Here is a 16758-nt window from a genome sequence, read left to right as displayed (position 1 = left end):
CATCAGAAAGTTTCCCGTATCGGTCAGGTGTTGCTCATTCGGCCAGTCAGCTGTCTGGACGATCGCTTGCCATACTGCGCTGTGTGCTGGCAGGGCTTGATGAAGTACGCTTCAGGCGCAGGACAAAAGCCACCACCAGAGCAAAGATACCGAAGGCTACTGGAATCGCTGCGACCGAAATCAGAGTCAGGATGACCTTGAAGATATCGCCGTCGAGCCAGTTGATGACGATCGCCAGGGCCGCCATGGCGATGATCCAGAAGGCTCGTGAGCGTTGCACGGTCAGCATCTCGCAGACAAGACCGGCAGAATCGGCGCTGGTCACGAAGAACAGCAAGATATTGAGTGCCAGGATCGCAGACAGGATACCGTGACTGTCGAGGCTATCCATCAGAGCGAAGACATCAGCAGATTCTGTGCTCAACCCCCCGAGCCCGAAGACGGTGAACCAGAGACACGAAAACAGGCTGGGTACCAGCATGACACCGAGAACCAGCTGACGCAGTGTCCGTCCGCGGGAAATGCGGGCGATGAAAACCCCAGTGAAGATAAACCAGCCATACCAGGCAGCCTCGAAGGCATATAGCCAGTCTGCCAGCCAGGCCTTGTGCTCGGGGTCGGCATAGCCGATATCCGTTGCCATGGCCGGGTATTTTACCAGGTACTCCGGCACTAACCTGGCAAAGGTGGAAAGGATGTCTTGCGGTAACGTCAGTACGAACACACTGAGCATCAAGATGATGGCAAACAGGGTGTTGTAGTTGCTCAGCCATTTGATGCCCCGATTGAGTCCGGAAGTGCTGGAAGCCATCGCAAACAGCGACAGTACGGCGATAATCACGCTTGGCCCAACCTGAATACCGAAGAACTGCTGCAGGCTTTTCTGCAGTGGTTCCGCGGCATAGGTGAATGTCAGTGACAAGCCAATGACGGTCGATACCACCAGGCTGACAAGGTTGAGCTTGCTCAACCAGCCACCACCCAACAGGGCTTCGGCAGGTTTATCGATCTTCATGTTGTACATGCAATGGGCAAAGATCACGCCGATGGCCAGATAGCCAGCCCAGGCCAGCAACCCCCAGTGGTTGAAGGCATACAGCAGCGCCTGGTCCGTACTGTGACCTGCCTCGACATGGTAGCGAGGCTCCAGTACTCCCCAGGTCACCAGGCCAATGCCCATTCCCGTGGCGAACAGCATGCCAAGCCAGGTGAGCGTGGAAAACTCGGGGGCTCCCTGACCGAAGCGCAGACGCCCCAACGGGGTAAACATCAGCACAATGAAAACGATGGATGCTGCAAAGGCGGGATAGGTGAAGATAAAGCCGAAGTTGCCGATGATGTGAGTCTTGATGACATCGAGCAGAGATTGGAAAGGTCCCGGTGCAATCGCTGCAAAGGCAATCAGGGCAATGACGGTGGCGATGGTAGCAACGGAGGTGGAAATATGGGTTTTCATGTGCGTCTCGTTATCGTTGTCGTGGACGTACTTTCCTGCACTTGAATACGCTTTCGTCTGAATATTCCTTCGTTTCAATATCCTTCCGGTTGAACGCAAGCCTCCTCTTGTCTGTTGCTTCTCAGGTCAGGACGGGACGGTTTTTCAAGACCAGCGTCGAGACGGGGTGTCAAGAAAGAGCGTCAAGACCGGGTTGCACAAGCTATCTGAGCAAGGCGGTCATTCAGAGCAACGCAGAATTGCTGCCAGGCCATCTTCATCTCGGGTAGCTGTTCACGCGCATGCAAAGCGCCATGCAGCATGTTGGCAGCACAGCGATAGCCGATATCAGCTCCGCTCTCTCGCCACCCCTGGACCTCCCGCTCAAGGGGTCTAGTCAGTGGATCGTGTTCGACAGCCAGCACCTCCATTCGAGATGCAGGAACCTGGTGGGTGTTATCGGTAGGAGCATGAGCACGAATCAGAGACCAGGCCTGCATGACATCGGCACGGCTGAGCAAGGGTGCATCGTCACCCAGGCTATCGGGATGAGGCGTTCCCACCAGGGGATAGATCAGACCGATGACTGGCGTGACCTCCAGCTGGGGCAACGACAGGCAGGACAACGCATCGATGATCAGCCGGGCACCGGCGCTGTCCCCTACCACGGCGACAGGTTTCAGGCTGTCGATCACGTTACGGCAATCGGCAATGGCCTGGTCATATCGGGCTTCTGGCATCTTGCGGTAGCCAATACTGACGACTTCACGCTGCAGTTCGCAGGCCAGCCCTGCCGCAATGCCCTGGTGGCTGTTCACAGAGCCGAGGCAGAAGCCTCCACCATGAACGTAGACTACCCTGCCCCTGTCGCTATCTTTGCCGCCACCTGCCGGGCGCAGGTGACGTACAGGGCAGCCACTGATGCTGTCGTCATGCAACTGAATGACGGCCGGCAGTGCCGGAGCAAAGCTGGCGCATAGGGTGTCGTAGTAGTTTCTGGCGGCACTGAGTGGCAATGTGGAGATGACATCGAGTCCTGACTGGAAACGCCTGGCGAAGGTCTCAATATCCCAAGCCTCGATGTCCGAGCGATCAATGTCCATTGGCCTGATGTCCTTGGCCACCTCTCTGGGTGGCTCTTGATATTGTGTCAAGGAATTCCCCTGCACAGCGGTACTGCGCAGGGCATGATCAACGATGCGGGATACCGATACAGCGCCCCACTGGGGTTGATTCAGGATCCGTCAGTTCAGCCACTTGGTTCAGGGCTTGCGCCACGGAGTCGGGAAACGCTGCCGGTCGACCACTGGCTACATCGATTCCCATCAGCATCTGCTCGCTGGTGGCAAGGACGTTGCCCTCCTCGTCGCGCATGTCGAACAACACATGCAGGCGCTTGGCGTCACGGTCCACCATCTGCACATCGACCATCAGCGTCTGCCCCTGATGAGCCTCCCGGCGGTAGCACAAATGGGTTTCGAGGGTATACAGGGTATAGCCATGCTGGTGACGCCCTTCAGCATCGAGGCCGATGCGATCCATCAGGGCCTCTACACCAAGCGAAAACACCCGGGCATACTCGGCATCGTTCATATGGCCGTTGTAGTCGACCCACTGGGGAGCGACCTGGGTTGTCATCAAGCCCATCAGATACGCCCCTCGAGACCTTCGGCCTCTGGCCAGTAGCTCTCGACCAGGGCCAGAAGCTCAACGAGAAAGTCGTCACGGCGACGATCCAGCGCGGCGACGGAGCGCCCTGCCGCCTGGAACTCACAGCCCTCGACGACACGATCGATCAGCTCATCCGTCAATTCCGGGGCTTCGAGCTTGGTCCAGGGCAGCTTCAGTGCCGGGCCAAACTGCTCCAGCATATGGCGCATGCCCTGCTCGCCTCCAGCCAAGTGGAAGGTCAGGAAAGTGCCCATCAAGGACCAGCGCAGGCCACAGCCATAGACCACTGCAGCATCCACCTCTTCGGTCGTGGCCACTCCGTCGTTGACCAGGTGCAATGCCTCTCGCCACAGGGCTTCCATGAGGCGGTCGGCAATGTGACCTTCGATTTCGCGACGCACCACCAATGGGCGCATGCCAAGCGCCTTGTAGTCGTTCTGTGCCGTAGCAAGATGCTCGGGAGTGGTTGCCTTGCCACCAACCAGCTCGACCAGTGGCAGCAGATACACAGGGTTGAAGGGGTGAGCGACAATCACTCTCCCCGGTGCCTGGGTACATTTGAGCTGCAGGTCGGTGGGCTTGAAGCCAGATGTCGACGAACCAATCAGGACATTGTCAGGCGCTGCCGCATCGAGCTGTGCCAGAATTTCCTGTTTGAGCTCGAGGCGTTCCGGGACGTTTTCCTGGATCAGGTCGGCACCGACAACGGCTTCATTGATATCGCTGACAAAGCGCAGGCGCTCTGGGCTGGCCCCTTCGGCCAGTCCAAGGCGGGTCAGGGATGGCCAGGCATTGTCGACGAAAGCACGGGTACGCGCCTGCGCTTGCGGAGCGGGGTCGAAGGCCACCACATCCCAGCCTGCCGCTAGGGCACGGGCGATCCAGCCATTGCCAATGACACCGGTGCCGATGACGCTCAACTGGCTCATGCGTCACCTCCCATGATCTGACCGGTTGCCGGATGGCGTAGCTTGAGATGAGTGCGTGTTTCAGCAGGTGTCATGACACGCCCACCCAGGTGGTTGATGATGCTGGCCGCCTTTTCAACCAACTGACCGTTATTGGCCAGAACGCCTTTGTCCAGATAGAGGTTGTCTTCCAGACCGACGCGGGCATGCCCTCCGAGCAACATGGCCTGCGCTACCATCGGCATCTGGTGACGGCCAATACCAAATGCCGCCCAGTTGGCATTGGCTGGCAGCTTGTTGCGCATGGCTGTCATGGTTTCGGTGTCGGCCTCAGCGCCCCACGGAATTCCCAGGCACAGCTGATACAGAGGATCACCGTCGATCAGCCCTTCTTCCTGCAACTGACGAGCAAACCATACATGGCCAAGATCGAAACACTCGAGCTCGGGCTTGACGCCGGCTGCCTGGACCAGACGTGCATGCTCGCGCAGCCAGTCAGCTGGGTTGATATAGACCATGTCGCCAAAATTGAGGCTGCCGCAATCCAGGGTGCATAGTTCAGGCAGCAGTTCAGCCACCGGAGCATGGCGCTCGGCGGGTGTCTGAATGTCGCTGCCAGGGCCGCCACGGGTCGGATCATTGACATCTGGAATCCAGTCACCGCCGCCACCGGCTGTAATGTTCATGACGATGTCAGTGTCGGCCTCACGAACGCGCTCCATGACCTCACGAAAATGCGCCAGGTCGTGGCTGATGCCACCAGTCTCCGGGTCTCGCACGTGAATATGCGCGACGCTGGCGCCTGCCTTGGCCGCCTCGATGCAGGCCTCGGCAATCTGCTTGGGAGTCACGGGTACGCCAGGATGCTTGGCGGTTGTATCTCCAGCGCCGGTGACAGCGCAGGTCAGGATGACATTGCGATTCATGTGGACCTCCAGGTGATCGATACAAGGAGTGTCCTCAAGTTGGTGGTATATCAGTTGACGCAATACGACATATCTTTGATCTATTGCGACGTAAATATGATGACATGCAACATTTGGACATTGTGAAATCCACTGGCTTGTCTAGGCTTCCTTCATGGCGTGGAAGCTGCAATAACAGGCAGGGACATGACCGAGCTACCTCATACCTTTCCCAGTGGGGAAGTCTTCACCCATGTCCGTATCATCATCGGCATGGTGATGGGACTTAGCGTCAGCCGATTGATCACCGGGCTAACGCGGTTTGTTCAGCACCCCGGTCGTGAGCAACTGTATCTGCCGCATATTGGCTGGGTGCTGTTCCTGCTGCTGTTCATCATCCACTTCTGGTGGTTTGAATTCGCCCTTACGCGTCGCACGAACTGGTATTTCGCCATTTATTTCTTTCTGCTCTTCTATGCCGGGATGTTCGTGGCGCTTTCCGCCGTGCTTTTCCCTGATCGCATGGACGAGTATCAGGGCTTTAGAGACTATTTTCGCAAGCGGCGCAACGCTTTCTATGTGCTGCTGCTCATCCTGCTGGTGGTCGATGTCATTGATACCGTGCTCAAAGGCAAGGCCTATTACGTGACCTATTACTATGACAGCTGGTTTTATCCTGCCCGGCAGGGGTTACTGATCGTGGGAGCCTTGCTGGGCTTGATGTGGCAGTCGGAGCGCTACCAGGTCGCATTTGCCGTCTTTGCCCTGACCTTTCAGGTTCTCTGGATCGCAAGTCTGTTCGAGGTGCTTCGCTGACAAGAGCCCATGAGCCCGTACTAGAGCCTAACGGTATCCTTGGCTTGACTCGCCCGCAGGCCGCTGGGGGCTTCCTGAGGATCTTGCCGGAGCATTAGTATTCCTGGCTTCCCGGGCTTCGGACTATGTGCATGGGCACACTCTGGCTGTCGATGGAGGGTGGCTGGCCCGGTGACAGCCCTGCATCTTGAGTTCTGCACCGTGCATGCCGCTCTGCACCGCGAATCTCAGCAACGTGCAAGTTCTCAGAAAAACAAAGTGCGGCCTCTGAGCCGCACTTTGCATGATGAACTTGATCAACTGCACTTCTTGCGCCGCTCAAGCTCGGCTTCGCTTGGTTGTTCCAGGGCAAAGGAACCCGTCTGGATCTCGCCTGCGCGCTTGTAGGTAGCAATCAGCACTCCGTTTGGCGATGTCGTCGATTTCATCAGTTTGAAGGCCGCAGGCATGGTGCCGGAGTCGAACAGGCGCTTGCCTTTGCCGAGCACCAATGGATAGAACAGGAGCTGAAACTCATCGATGAGGTCGGCTTCTAGCAGCGGCTGGATCAGGCGGCTGGAGCCCCAGATCCACAAGTCGGGGCCTTCCTCTTTCTTCAAGCCACGCAACGTGGCAACGACATCCTCACCAAGCCACTGACTGTTTTGCCAGGACAGCGTATCCGGCGAATGCGTGGCGACATATTTTGTCACGCGGTTGAAGAGCTCGGCGATGGGGGCATCTTGCTCGCTGAAGTCCTCGGCCGAAGGGTCGGTTTCAACATAGGGCCAGTGGGCAGCAAAGATGTCGTAGGTGGTGCGCCCGAGCAGCAGATCGAAAGGCTTTGCGAAGCTTTCATCTATGGCGGCACCGATCACTTCATCAGCATAACAGGTGGTCCAGCCCCCATGATCGAAATTACCACTCGGATCTTCGTGCGGGCCACCCGGTGCCTGTACGACGCCATCGAGACTGATAAATGCACTGACAGTGATATTTCGCATTTCATTTCTCTCCTTCGTTTCACACTTGAACTGTCATCTCATGCAACAAGGACGAACGAGGAAGATGAAAATCGACATGTCAGTGGATATTCATTCAGACCTCAGCCAGAAAGCGTAGGCTCCGCCACCGTGGTGACCGAGGCCCTTGGAAATGTCTCCTCCTGCTGCGCGCAGTATCTGTACGCTTGCGTTATCTGGATGCATCTTACTCGGAAATGGCGAAAAGCGCGCTCAAGGCGGTGATTGAATGCATCAACCCAGATGGTGAGTTGGAAAAGGTCTCTTTTGGTACGGCCATGGGCCATGGGCAGATTGCCGCAATATTCCTCTGACTTCGATGCCATATGGCCAGGCGATGTCGATATCACACCTTTCCAGGAAGCCGTTGCTCCGATATACGAGCGACTCCAGGAGTCCCCAGGAACATTCGCGCTCTACAAGAAGATTGAAGCCCGGCAAGAAGGTTGAGCCGTCAGTACACTCTCATGGGAAAACGGCATGGAAGCCCGTGCCGTTTTTTTCATGATACAGAACCAGAACCAGAACCAGAACCAGAAACGGTGACGTGAGGACGGCTCTGCCGCTGTGCTATGGGCAGCCTTGCTGTCTCAAGCGAAAAGGGACATCAGAAAAAACTGTCAATTTCCCAGAAAAATCTCCCTATCTTTTAAGCATGGTTTTCAGGCTCTATGTCTAGAATCCTGTCAAAAGAAGTAGCATCCTATTATTGAACTCACGTCACCTTTTTCTTGGAATTGTAGGCGGTCAATGAAAAGAAATATCATTCAGAAGATATTCCTTTGCCTTAGGTTTCATAATAACAACATCAATTCTCGAGAAAGTCTTTCGTGATATTCATTAATACATAAGTTTCCAGATTTTATTAAATAGGATGGCAAAATGGAAGAACAGAAATTTAATAAAGCCGAGCTATTAAAGAAAGCACAAACCAATCACTGGAAATGGAAAAGCCCCTATTCCGTAAAGGTCACGGTCGACAGGCTGTTGGCTGTGGTCGGTCGATATCCGGAGGTGTTGAAATATGATCGTATCGACCAACAAGCTGTTGCCAAAGTCTCAGGGCATGATATTCGTCCGGCCGAAACCGTTTTCTTCCAGAACTCCAAACTGGTGGGAAAATTGTTAGGCACTAACATCATGGTGATGGAGCAGTTGCCTATTAAAACCATAGTTTGGGAAGATGAATCAGGGCAGGTCTGGTTACAGACTCCCGACATTGATCACATGGATGAACACTATAATCTCAATGGCGGGGATGGTGCTATTCAGGCCATCTATGATCTTCTCCCTGGCTGGGTTGAAGAAGCTATCCAAGAATAAATATATTGATTTCTGGATAGTGTTTTCTACATTCACGATCAGTGATTGCCCAAGGGGGTATCCATTATGGATACCCCCTTGGTTTGGTACCTAAATCAGATGAGAGGCTGGTGCTCTTGGTGACTTGAAGCCAGCGTTCCATTGCACATGAGTTTTACGTGCAGGAAGCATCAATCTCTCGCGCTAGGGCCAGAAAGCGGCCCCCAGCAGCGCGATGGCCAGGATCATCATCGATACAAGAGCTTCACCCAGCGTGTAGGTCTTGAAGCCCCCGCGCACAGTGAAACCTGCCAGCTGCGATGTGATCCAGAATCCACTGTCGTTGACGTGGCCAATGCTGATGCCTCCGGAAAGCGCGGCAAGCGCGATCCATAACGGGTCGACGACACCCATGTTTGCCGCGCCGGCCATGATGGTCATGGCAGTGATGCCTGCGACCGTTCCTGACCCTTGGGCGATGCGGAAAACGGCTGCCAGCCCGTAGGCCAGCAGGACCATGCCAATGGCAGACTGGCTCTCATGAAACAGGCTTTCGACCAGATGGGTACCAATCTCGGTATCCTGGATCACTTTGCCCAACGAACCACCAGCACCGGTGACCAGCAGGACCAGCCCCGCCGTCTGCAGGCCCCGAGTGGCACTCTCGTCACGTTGGGTTCGGTCCATTTCACGCGCTGCAACGGCATATGCTGCAAGAGCTCCAGCCATCAATGCGACAATGCGGTCACTGAAGAAAGCGATGGGAGTCGGCAATTCATCACCGGCAAATACGCCGAGTTGCTGGCAGTAGTCGTAGAGCGTTCCCGATAGAATCAGCAGGATGGGAAGCAGCACCGGCAACAGAGCCAACCACAGCGGTATACGCTGCGAAGGAGCTTCCGCAGAGGCATCATCTGCAACAGAAACACTGGCAATCTGATCCTTTTCCGGCTGCCACAGCCCCATATCCAGAATGGTGAAATAGATTTTCATGACCACCACGGCGGTGATCAGACCGACCGCCAGGCCGGCAAAGGTCATCACCCCAATATCGAATCCCAGAATGGATGCCGCGGCCAATGGATTGGGTGTGGGAGGCACAATGGTATGGGAGGTGGCGGCCCCGATGACGAGAGCTCCAACAGCATAAGGCAGTGGTTTACCCAATGTCCGTGCCAGGGCGACGCCCAATGGGATCAGGATCACGAAGGTGACGTCGAAAAACACAGGGATCGACAGCAGGAATCCGGTCAATCCCAATACATAAAGCCCACTTCCCCTGGGAGCCAAGGCGACCAGGCTATGAGCAATTCGGTGGGCCGCTCTGGAGTCGCTCATCAGTTGGCCAATGATGACGCCGAACCCGATTGGCAAGCCGATGGCTGCCATGATATTGCCAAAGCCGCTGCCAATGGCTGACACCGTTTCGGATAGTCCGAGATGCATTGCCAGCCCCAGATACAGGCTGCCCATGACCAAGCTGATGGCCGGATTGAGCTTGAAATAGAGAATCAGGCCGAGAATCAGCCCAATCGCGATGACAAGATGCATGATTTCCATGGAAAGCTCCCCGGACTTGTCCATTCAAGAACATGTCCATGCAGGAAAATAGGGACAATAGTTCTCCCGGGCACAGCCTTGGGCTGCACCTCTCTTGCCTGCCACTTCACTTGTGTGTCAGGAGGATATCGGGACGGAAGAACTGCTGACTGGTGGAGGTCGTCTGAATTGAACTCAGGCTTCCAGATACACGACCTGAGTGTGGGTATATTCGTACAGGCCGTGCTTGCCATCGGCACCGCCGATGCCGGACTTCCGCACTCCTGCATGGAAGCCTTGCATGGCCTCGAAATTTTCGCGATTGATGTAGGTTTCGCCGTAATCGATTTCCCGGCAGGCGCGCATGGTACTGGCCAGGCTACGGGTATAGATCGATGATGTCAGGCCATATTCCGAGTCGTTGGCCAGTGCAATGGCTTCGTCAAGGTCATCGATCACTTGAATCGGTAGTACCGGTCCAAAGATTTCCCTGCGCATGATGTCCATGTCAGCACGGCAGCCGGACAGGACGGTGGGCTGGTAGTGAAAGCCCTTGCCCAGTTCAGCCACCCCTCCTCCGGTGATTAGCTCTGCCCCCTCTCCCACTGCGGTTTTTACCATCTGTTCCACCTTGTCGAGTCCTGCCTGGTTGATCAATGGGCCCATCTCGACATCAGGCTCCGCCAGAGGATCACCAAACGTCGTGGCGGCCATGGCGCGGGCTATGCGGTCGATAAAGTCTCCTGCGATGGAACGCTGCACGTACACTCTTTCCGCGCAGTTGCACACCTGCCCGGTGTTGATGACTCGGGAGGCACGTATGGCGTTGACGGCCAGATCAAGGTCCGCATCATCAAGCACAATGGCGGGCGCCTTGCCCCCAAGCTCCAGGTTCAGTTTGGTCAGGTTGGGAGCCGCCTGGGCCATGATGCGCGACCCTGTCGCTACGCTACCGGTGAAGCTGATCATGTCGACACGAGAACTGCCTGTCAGTGCTTCTCCAGCGCCCCGGCCTGCCCCACTGACCACATTGAAGACGCCTCTCGGCAAGCCGACTTCATGCACGATGCGGGCAAAGGCAAAACAGTTGTTGGGAGTCTCTTCACTGGGCTTGATGACAATGGTATTGCCAGTGACCAGGGCAGGAGCCATCTTTCGGGCAATGAGGAAGAACGGAAAATTCCATGGCAGGATGCCCGCAATAACCCCCAATGGCTTGCGCAGCATCATGATGGTTTCATTGGGGCGATCGCTTTCTATCACCTCACCTTCGATGCGGCGCGCCCACTCCGCCATGTAGTCCAGATAGTCCGCGGTGAAGTTGACCTCGACTTCCGCAAGCCCCATCACCTTGCCTTGCTCAGCACTGATCATCCTGGCCAGCCCAGACACATCCTGGCGAATACGGGCCGCAATCTTGCGTAAATAGCCGGCACGCTCGATGGCCGGCAGTGCTGCCCAGGCTTTCTTCGCGTCATGTGCAGCATCAATGGCGGCTTCAACGTCACTGGCACGGGATTCAGGCACCAGGGACAGCAGGTCGCCATTGGCAGGGTTACGGACTTCGAGATGTTCGTCAGTGTCGACGAAGGCTGCGTTGATGTAGTTCTGGTACCTGGTCGGAGAACTCATGGCGTGACTCCTTTCATTGTCATTGTGTGTTGGATGGCGTGGGGCCTGTCGGCTCGATTCAATACAGTGCCGAGGGAGTTTCGGGGGGTAATGCGCCATTCGAGAAACGTGCCAGGGCCTCTCGGGCGGCCTGGCGCAACAGGCTGATGTCGATGGCAACGGCGACGAAGGTGCAGCCAAGGTCGATGTAGCGGTGCGCGTCATCTTCCTGAGGCGCCAGGATACCCACCTGCTTGCCCGCAGCCTTGACGCTGGCAATGGTCCCAGCGATGGCTTGCTGAACATCCGGATGTCCGGGATTGCCGGGATGACCCAGCGCCGATGACAGGTCGGCAGGGCCGATAAAGACCGCATCGACTCCTTCTACCGCAGCAATGGCGGCGGCATTCTCGACACCCGCTGCCGATTCCACTTGAACGATCAAACAGAGCTCTTGATGAGCCATGGCAAGGTAGTCGTTGATGTCATCCCAGCGTGTTGCCCGAACCAGCCCGCCGCCAACACCACGTCGGCCGTGAGGCGGATAGCGCATGGCCGACACCAGAGCTTCTGCCTGTTCAGCAGTTTCGACCATGGGCACCATCAGAGTCTGGGCGCCAATATCCAGCAATTGCTTGATCAGCGCAGGATCATGATTGACACAGCGCACCACGGGAGCGCTGGGGTAAGGAGCCAGGGCCTGCAACTGGGCCAGAATGGTGGCGACGTTGTTAGGCGCATGCTCGCCATCGATCAGCAACCAGTCATAACCCAGGCCGGCTTCGATTTCTGCGGCATAGCCACTGGCGAAGCCGACCCACATGCCATATTGCATTCGCTGCTCGACAAGTCCGGCGCGAAAGGTGTTGATGGGAAGTTTCATGACGCATGAATCCTCTATTTTGCCTTGCAGAAGGTCCTGGAAAGGCAACCCGATGAATGAAAGCACGAGTTACTGAAGGTTGACGTACATGCCACCGTCGACAAGCAGCGAAGCTCCCGTGACATAACGGGCCATGTCAGACGCGAGGAATACGATGGGCCCCGCGAGATCCTCGGGGTTTCCCAGACGCCCCAGCGGAGTGCGCTGTTCCATGTAGCGACGCTTTTCGCTGTCGCTGAGATCATCCTTGTTGATGTCGGTTTCGATGGTTCCCGGCAGTACGGCATTGCAGCGGATTCCGTAAGGCCCCAGTGCAACGGCGCATGATTGCATGAGCGAGAGCAATCCGGCCTTGGTTGGCGTGTAATGGGTCTGCATGCCGCCACCAACCAAGGCACTGATGGAGCTCACCGCAATGATGGCGCCGCCTCTTCCCTGCCGCTGCATCTGCCGAGCGGCTGCCTGAACGGCAAAGTAGGCACCATTCAAGTTGGTATCCACGGTCTTCAGGTAGGTTTCACGGGGCATATCGAGAAAACTATGGAAAGGACAGATGCCCGCGTTGTTGACGAAGACGTCCACGCCTCCGAAGTGCTCCACTGCTGCTGCCACCAGCTTGTCCCCGGTTTCTGCATCTTCTGCAGGTGCACCAACGGCCACGGCTGAGCGCCCTAGCTGTTCGATGTCCCGGATCAATTCGTCCACCTGAGATTTACTTGACGCACTGCCGCTGTATCCAATGACGACATTGGCTCCCTGACGTGCACATTCCAGGGCTGCAGCACGGCCGATGCCGCGCGAAGCTCCCGTGATCACGACACTCTTGTCATCCAGCAACATGTCATTTCTCCTGTATTCCGTGGAATCTGATGTGATGTCTACAAGCGATAAAGGCTGCGGGCGTTATCGCGGAAAAGCCGAGCGAATTCATGCTCCGAGACACCCGAGACAATGTCTGCATATGCCTGCCAAAGCTGGGTATAGCTGGCGTAAAGTCCATCCACCGGAAAGTTGGATGCGAACAAGGCCCGTTCCACCCCAAAGACATCGATCGCTTCCCAGATCAGGGGGCGTATCGACCCCGGGGTCCAATGATGATCCAGCATGCCAAAACCGCTGAGCTTGATGCTGACATTGGGACAATGTCCCAGCAGGTGGAGGCCATCACGCCATTCCTGCCAACCGGCCAATGTCATGCGATCCACGTACATGCCTGCGTGATTCAGCACGAATTGGGTGTCTGCATGCTGACGAGCCAGTGTCGCGGCTTCTGCCATCTGGCTGGGGTAAATCTGCAGGTCAAAGGACAGGTTCCTGTCAGCCAGCAGTGCGAAATGGCCTTTCCAAAGCCTCTCGCGCATGTAATGCCGTCCGACATAGTCAAACAACGGATTTGCGTGCACATTGAGGATCTGGCGTACGCCTCGCACGTGGGTGCTTAATGACATGTGCTCGTCAAGTACGGCTTCGGCATCATCCTGGGAAAGGTCGACGCCCACGACCAAAGCACTGGGAGCCAGTCTTTCCTCTTTCTCCATCAGGTCGCTCAGCCAGCGTGTTTCGGCGATGGGGTCAGTGGCGTCAGCCTCAACATGAACGGTGGCAAGAACTTCGATTCCGTCACTTGCCTGTTCCAGATTCTCAGGCAGGTGGTCATGCGCCATGGGGGAATAGTCACCCAGCAGGTTGGGCTGGGGATCAGCCAACCAGGGCTGGTTGTTCTCCTTCAACGACCAGTAATGCACGTGGGGGTCGATGACTTGAAAGGGGCTGCTCATGACGACTCCACAGGCATGAAGGTGAACACTTCCTCGAGAGGCACGGTGATCGGCGAATGATCGTCATGGGTGGCCATGATATCCGCCATGTAATCCCACCAACGCTGCATCACTTCCCGTTCGGCTAACCTGTCAACCTGATGATCATCACGTAGTTGCATGACGGCAAACAAAGCGTGACTTTTCCGATCGAGAAAGATTCGGTAGTCGAGAATGCCCGCGTCTCTCAATGCCCCACTGAGCTCAGGCCATATCTGGTCATGTCGACGCTGGTACTCCGCTTCTTGCCCTGGCTGCAGGGCCATGCGAAAAGCACGAATCAGCATGGTGTAGTCCTTTCCCTGATGACAAATCCACTATCCACCCATCCACTATCCAACCAGGCCTGCTTCTACCCGCAGGAGAATCAATGAATATATGGGCGATGTAGAGCGCATTCGGGGTTGAGGCGAACACCGAAGCCGGGCCTGTCGAGTGCAGAAACCTTCATGCGCCCCTGCTCCGGTACGGGTTCGTCCAGCAGCAAAGGATGGAACATGGGAACCACTTCATCGGCCTTGGGGGCCATCATCAGGAATTCGGCAAATGGGCTGTTGTGCCGGGTGACGACAAAGTGATAGCTGTACACCGATGAGCCGTGTGGAACGACGAGCTTGTTATGGGCATCGGCGAGCGCCGAGATCTTGATCAGCTCGGTGACACCGCCGCACCAACCCACATCGGGCTGGATAACATCGCAGCAATCCATTTCCATCAGCAGTCGGAAGCCCCAACGTGTCGCTTCGTGCTCCCCGGTATTGACCAGCATGCCCTTGGGTACATTGCGCTTGAGCTCGGCATATCCCCAATAGTCATCCGGTGGCAGCGCTTCTTCGATCCACTTGAGGCCAAATTCCTGAGCGCCCTGGGCAAGCCGGGTCGCATAATTGATATCCAGGCTCATCCAGCAGTCATACATCAGCCAGAAGTCGTTCCCAACCTTTGTACGCATATCTGCCAACTGCGCGAGATTGCGAGCAAGCCCCTCGTCTCCTTCTGCCGGGCCGTGCACCAGCGGCATCTTGCCGCCAATGAAGCCCATGTCCTTGGCCAGGTCCGGCCTTGCTCCGGTGGCGTAGAACTGCAGTTCATCGCGCACGGCTCCTCCCAGCAGCTCGTGCACGGGCTCTCCCCGAACCTTGCCGAGCAAGTCCCATAGCGCCAGGTCGACACCCGATATGGTATTGATCACCACTCCCTTGCGCCCATAGAACAGAGTGGCATTGAACATCTGGTCCCAGATCTTTTCGATCTCGGTGACCTTACGTCCTTCAATGAAGCGGGCCAGGTGCTTCTCGACGATGAAGGCGCCAATTTCACCCGCCGTTGTCACCGCAAAACCCACATTGCCGTCGTTGGCTTCCACTTCCACCACCAACGTACCGAGTACATTGAGACCAAAACTGCTCCGGTTCATACGATACTCGGGATACTTGCTCATGGGTGTCGAGATCTGGCCATCGATCCAGTGCCCTTCTCCTTGATCGTGATAATCAGCACCACCACCGCGTACGGTATAGGCACGGACTTCCTTGATGCGAACCTCGCTCATGGCGTTCTCCCGCTTGTACTTAATGACCGTTGAAATCGTGAAAAGGCTGTAGAGGTTGTAGCCGACATGGCGCCTGGAGAACCAATGATAATGCCGGCATCCTTGATACCTTTTTGTTATCGCTTGGATGAAAGGCGCGTATCTCCCTAACATGCGTGATAGAAGACTATTTCCCTGAGTGGCAGGCGTTATACCAATGTCTAGGAAAGGAGCCTGAGCACGCTGCCATAAAATTTAGTTATCAATAGACGGACAAGAGTGCATGGAGACCTATCACAACCTGTTGCGGCGCCTGCGCTACAAACATTTGTTGATGCTGTCGACTCTCGGGCGGCACCGAAACCTGCACCAGACCGCCATCGGTCTGCATATGTCTCAACCTGCAGCAACACGCATGCTCGGAGAAATTGAGCGGGCCTTCGATTGCCAGTTATTTGAACGCACTTCCCGGGGCATGATCCCGACCACATTGGGAGAGATGGTCGTCGACTTTGCCGACAACGCCTTGGCTCGCCTTGATCGTTTCTCGGAAGAAGTTCATCGCCATCGTCTTGGCGGTCGCGGACAGCTCACTGTAGGCACCATCATGGGGGCCGCTCCCGATCTGGTCGCTGATGCGGTGATCCGTCTCAAACGAGACCGCCCTTTGCTGCAGATCCGCGTGATGGGTGAAACCAGCGATCAACTGGCCGAACAGCTCGAGCAGAGCAAGATCGACTTGGCTATTGCACGCTATGCCAGTGCGTTGCAGCACAATCAGTTTGACTTTGAGCCACTGGGTAACGAGACACTGTTGACCGTGGTGCGCAAGGACCACCCTCTATTGGAGGCCGACGACCTTCCTGCACTGGCTGACTTGCTCGACAACTGGCCCTGGCTGTTGCAGCCGGTAAGCACACCTGCACGCCAGGCACTGGAGAAGGAGCTGGAAGACTCCGGGCTAGTGTCTCCTCGGGATGTGATCGAGTGTGGTTCGATCTTCGCCGCCTTGCAGCTGGTGCAGAAGAGCGATTGCTTGATGGTGATGTCACGCAGTGTATTGCGAGAACATCTCTCCATCGGCGGTATTGTTTCCCTTCCCCTGAAACTTGGCCGTGCCCTGGCGCCATTTGGCCTTCTGACACGCAAGGACTCTCAGCTCAGTGAGCCTGCACGAGCATTTTGCCAACTGCTCAGGCAGCAGCAATCCAGCCAACGACAGATCACCTGATGGCTGTGTTCAGCATGGGGCTTTCAAGCACTGTCAGATAAACAGCACTGCAGATAAACAGCACTGCAGATAAAAAAAGCCCGGCCAGGAAGCCTGGCCGGGCCTGTC

16 protein-coding genes and 1 pseudogene are annotated in these 16758 nt (G+C 56.2%); 4 read left to right on the top strand and 13 right to left on the bottom strand.

Annotated elements, in window-relative coordinates; genetic code table 11:
• Nucleotides 1-46: 46 nt before the first annotated feature.
• The 5 genes from Q1K07_RS07090 to Q1K07_RS07070 form a co-directional block, all read right to left on the bottom strand.
• A complete protein-coding gene (locus Q1K07_RS07090; RefSeq protein WP_300309406.1) occupies nucleotides 47-1456 on the bottom strand; it encodes a BCCT family transporter in 1410 nt (469 codons plus the stop codon).
• Between the two features lie 182 nt (nucleotides 1457-1638).
• A complete protein-coding gene (locus tag Q1K07_RS07085; RefSeq protein WP_300309405.1) occupies nucleotides 1639-2589 on the bottom strand; it encodes an alpha/beta hydrolase fold domain-containing protein in 951 nt (316 codons plus the stop codon).
• 37 nt (nucleotides 2590-2626) lie between these two features.
• On the bottom strand, nucleotides 2627-3082 hold the full coding sequence (locus tag Q1K07_RS07080; protein WP_300309404.1) for a thioesterase family protein: 456 nt from the start codon (nucleotides 3080-3082) through the stop codon (nucleotides 2627-2629).
• Nucleotides 3082-4035 (bottom strand): L-carnitine dehydrogenase, encoded by a 954-nt coding sequence (locus Q1K07_RS07075; RefSeq protein ID WP_300309403.1) that lies wholly within the window; start codon nucleotides 4033-4035, stop codon nucleotides 3082-3084. Before Q1K07_RS07075 ends, Q1K07_RS07080 begins: the two co-directional genes overlap by 1 nt.
• On the bottom strand, nucleotides 4032-4940 hold the full coding sequence (locus Q1K07_RS07070; RefSeq protein ID WP_300309402.1) for a 3-keto-5-aminohexanoate cleavage protein: 909 nt from the start codon (nucleotides 4938-4940) through the stop codon (nucleotides 4032-4034). The genes Q1K07_RS07075 and Q1K07_RS07070 overlap by 4 nt, the downstream gene beginning before the upstream one ends.
• A 186-nt stretch (nucleotides 4941-5126) precedes the next feature.
• Between Q1K07_RS07070 and Q1K07_RS07065 the strand changes: the two genes are divergently transcribed.
• Together Q1K07_RS07065 and Q1K07_RS07060 are read left to right on the top strand one after the other, a co-directional pair.
• Nucleotides 5127-5735: a hypothetical protein gene (locus tag Q1K07_RS07065; RefSeq protein WP_300309401.1), complete on the top strand. Its 609-nt coding sequence runs from the start codon at nucleotides 5127-5129 to the stop codon at nucleotides 5733-5735.
• Between the two features lie 52 nt (nucleotides 5736-5787).
• Nucleotides 5788-5910, top strand: a pseudogene (locus Q1K07_RS07060) (SDR family oxidoreductase); the annotation flags it as partial.
• 121 nt (nucleotides 5911-6031) lie between these two features.
• Here the strand turns inward: Q1K07_RS07060 and Q1K07_RS07055 are convergent.
• Complete coding sequence (locus Q1K07_RS07055; protein ID WP_300309400.1) at nucleotides 6032-6718, bottom strand: dihydrofolate reductase family protein; 687 nt, start codon at nucleotides 6716-6718, stop codon at nucleotides 6032-6034.
• Nucleotides 6719-7618: 900 nt separating this feature from the next.
• On the opposite strand from Q1K07_RS07055, the gene Q1K07_RS07050 reads away from it, so the two are divergent.
• Nucleotides 7619-8059, top strand: coding sequence for a DUF302 domain-containing protein (locus Q1K07_RS07050; RefSeq protein WP_300309399.1), 441 nt, complete (start codon nucleotides 7619-7621; stop codon nucleotides 8057-8059).
• A 183-nt stretch (nucleotides 8060-8242) separates the two neighbouring features.
• Here the strand turns inward: Q1K07_RS07050 and Q1K07_RS07045 are convergent, their stop codons facing one another.
• The 7 genes from Q1K07_RS07045 to rhmD form a co-directional block, all read right to left on the bottom strand.
• Nucleotides 8243-9598, bottom strand: a complete 1356-nt coding sequence (locus Q1K07_RS07045; protein ID WP_300309398.1) for a GntP family permease — start codon at nucleotides 9596-9598, stop codon at nucleotides 8243-8245.
• A gap of 174 nt (nucleotides 9599-9772) precedes the next feature.
• Nucleotides 9773-11209 carry an aldehyde dehydrogenase gene (aldA, locus tag Q1K07_RS07040; RefSeq protein WP_300309397.1) on the bottom strand — a complete coding sequence of 479 codons (1437 nt, stop codon included), beginning with the start codon at nucleotides 11207-11209 and terminating at the stop codon, nucleotides 9773-9775.
• Nucleotides 11210-11267: 58 nt separating this feature from the next.
• Nucleotides 11268-12071, bottom strand: a complete 804-nt coding sequence (locus Q1K07_RS07035) for an HpcH/HpaI aldolase/citrate lyase family protein (RefSeq protein ID WP_300309396.1) — start codon at nucleotides 12069-12071, stop codon at nucleotides 11268-11270.
• Nucleotides 12072-12140: 69 nt separating this feature from the next.
• Entirely contained in the window at nucleotides 12141-12911 is a 771-nt protein-coding gene (locus Q1K07_RS07030; protein ID WP_300309395.1) for a glucose 1-dehydrogenase, read from the bottom strand.
• Between the two features lie 38 nt (nucleotides 12912-12949).
• On the bottom strand, nucleotides 12950-13849 hold the full coding sequence (locus Q1K07_RS07025) for an amidohydrolase family protein (RefSeq protein ID WP_300309394.1): 900 nt from the start codon (nucleotides 13847-13849) through the stop codon (nucleotides 12950-12952).
• The gene (rhaM, locus tag Q1K07_RS07020) at nucleotides 13846-14175 is read right to left on the bottom strand and encodes an L-rhamnose mutarotase (RefSeq protein WP_300309393.1); all 330 of its coding nucleotides are present in this window, start codon (nucleotides 14173-14175) and stop codon (nucleotides 13846-13848) included. Before rhaM ends, Q1K07_RS07025 begins: the two co-directional genes overlap by 4 nt.
• Before the next feature lie 80 nt (nucleotides 14176-14255).
• Nucleotides 14256-15440 (bottom strand): L-rhamnonate dehydratase, encoded by a 1185-nt coding sequence (rhmD, locus tag Q1K07_RS07015; RefSeq protein ID WP_300309392.1) that lies wholly within the window; start codon nucleotides 15438-15440, stop codon nucleotides 14256-14258.
• 262 nt (nucleotides 15441-15702) lie between these two features.
• Between rhmD and Q1K07_RS07010 the strand changes: the two genes are divergently transcribed.
• A complete protein-coding gene (locus Q1K07_RS07010) occupies nucleotides 15703-16650 on the top strand; it encodes a LysR family transcriptional regulator (RefSeq protein WP_300309391.1) in 948 nt (315 codons plus the stop codon).
• Nucleotides 16651-16758 lie beyond the last annotated feature (108 nt).

Origin of the sequence: Halomonas sp. (assembly GCF_029263665.1) — a bacterium.
In the GTDB taxonomy this organism is placed as follows: domain Bacteria; phylum Pseudomonadota; class Gammaproteobacteria; order Pseudomonadales; family Halomonadaceae; genus Halomonas.
The sequence above is the reverse complement of the archived record's forward strand: the minus strand, read 5'-3'. Positions and strand labels throughout refer to the sequence as shown.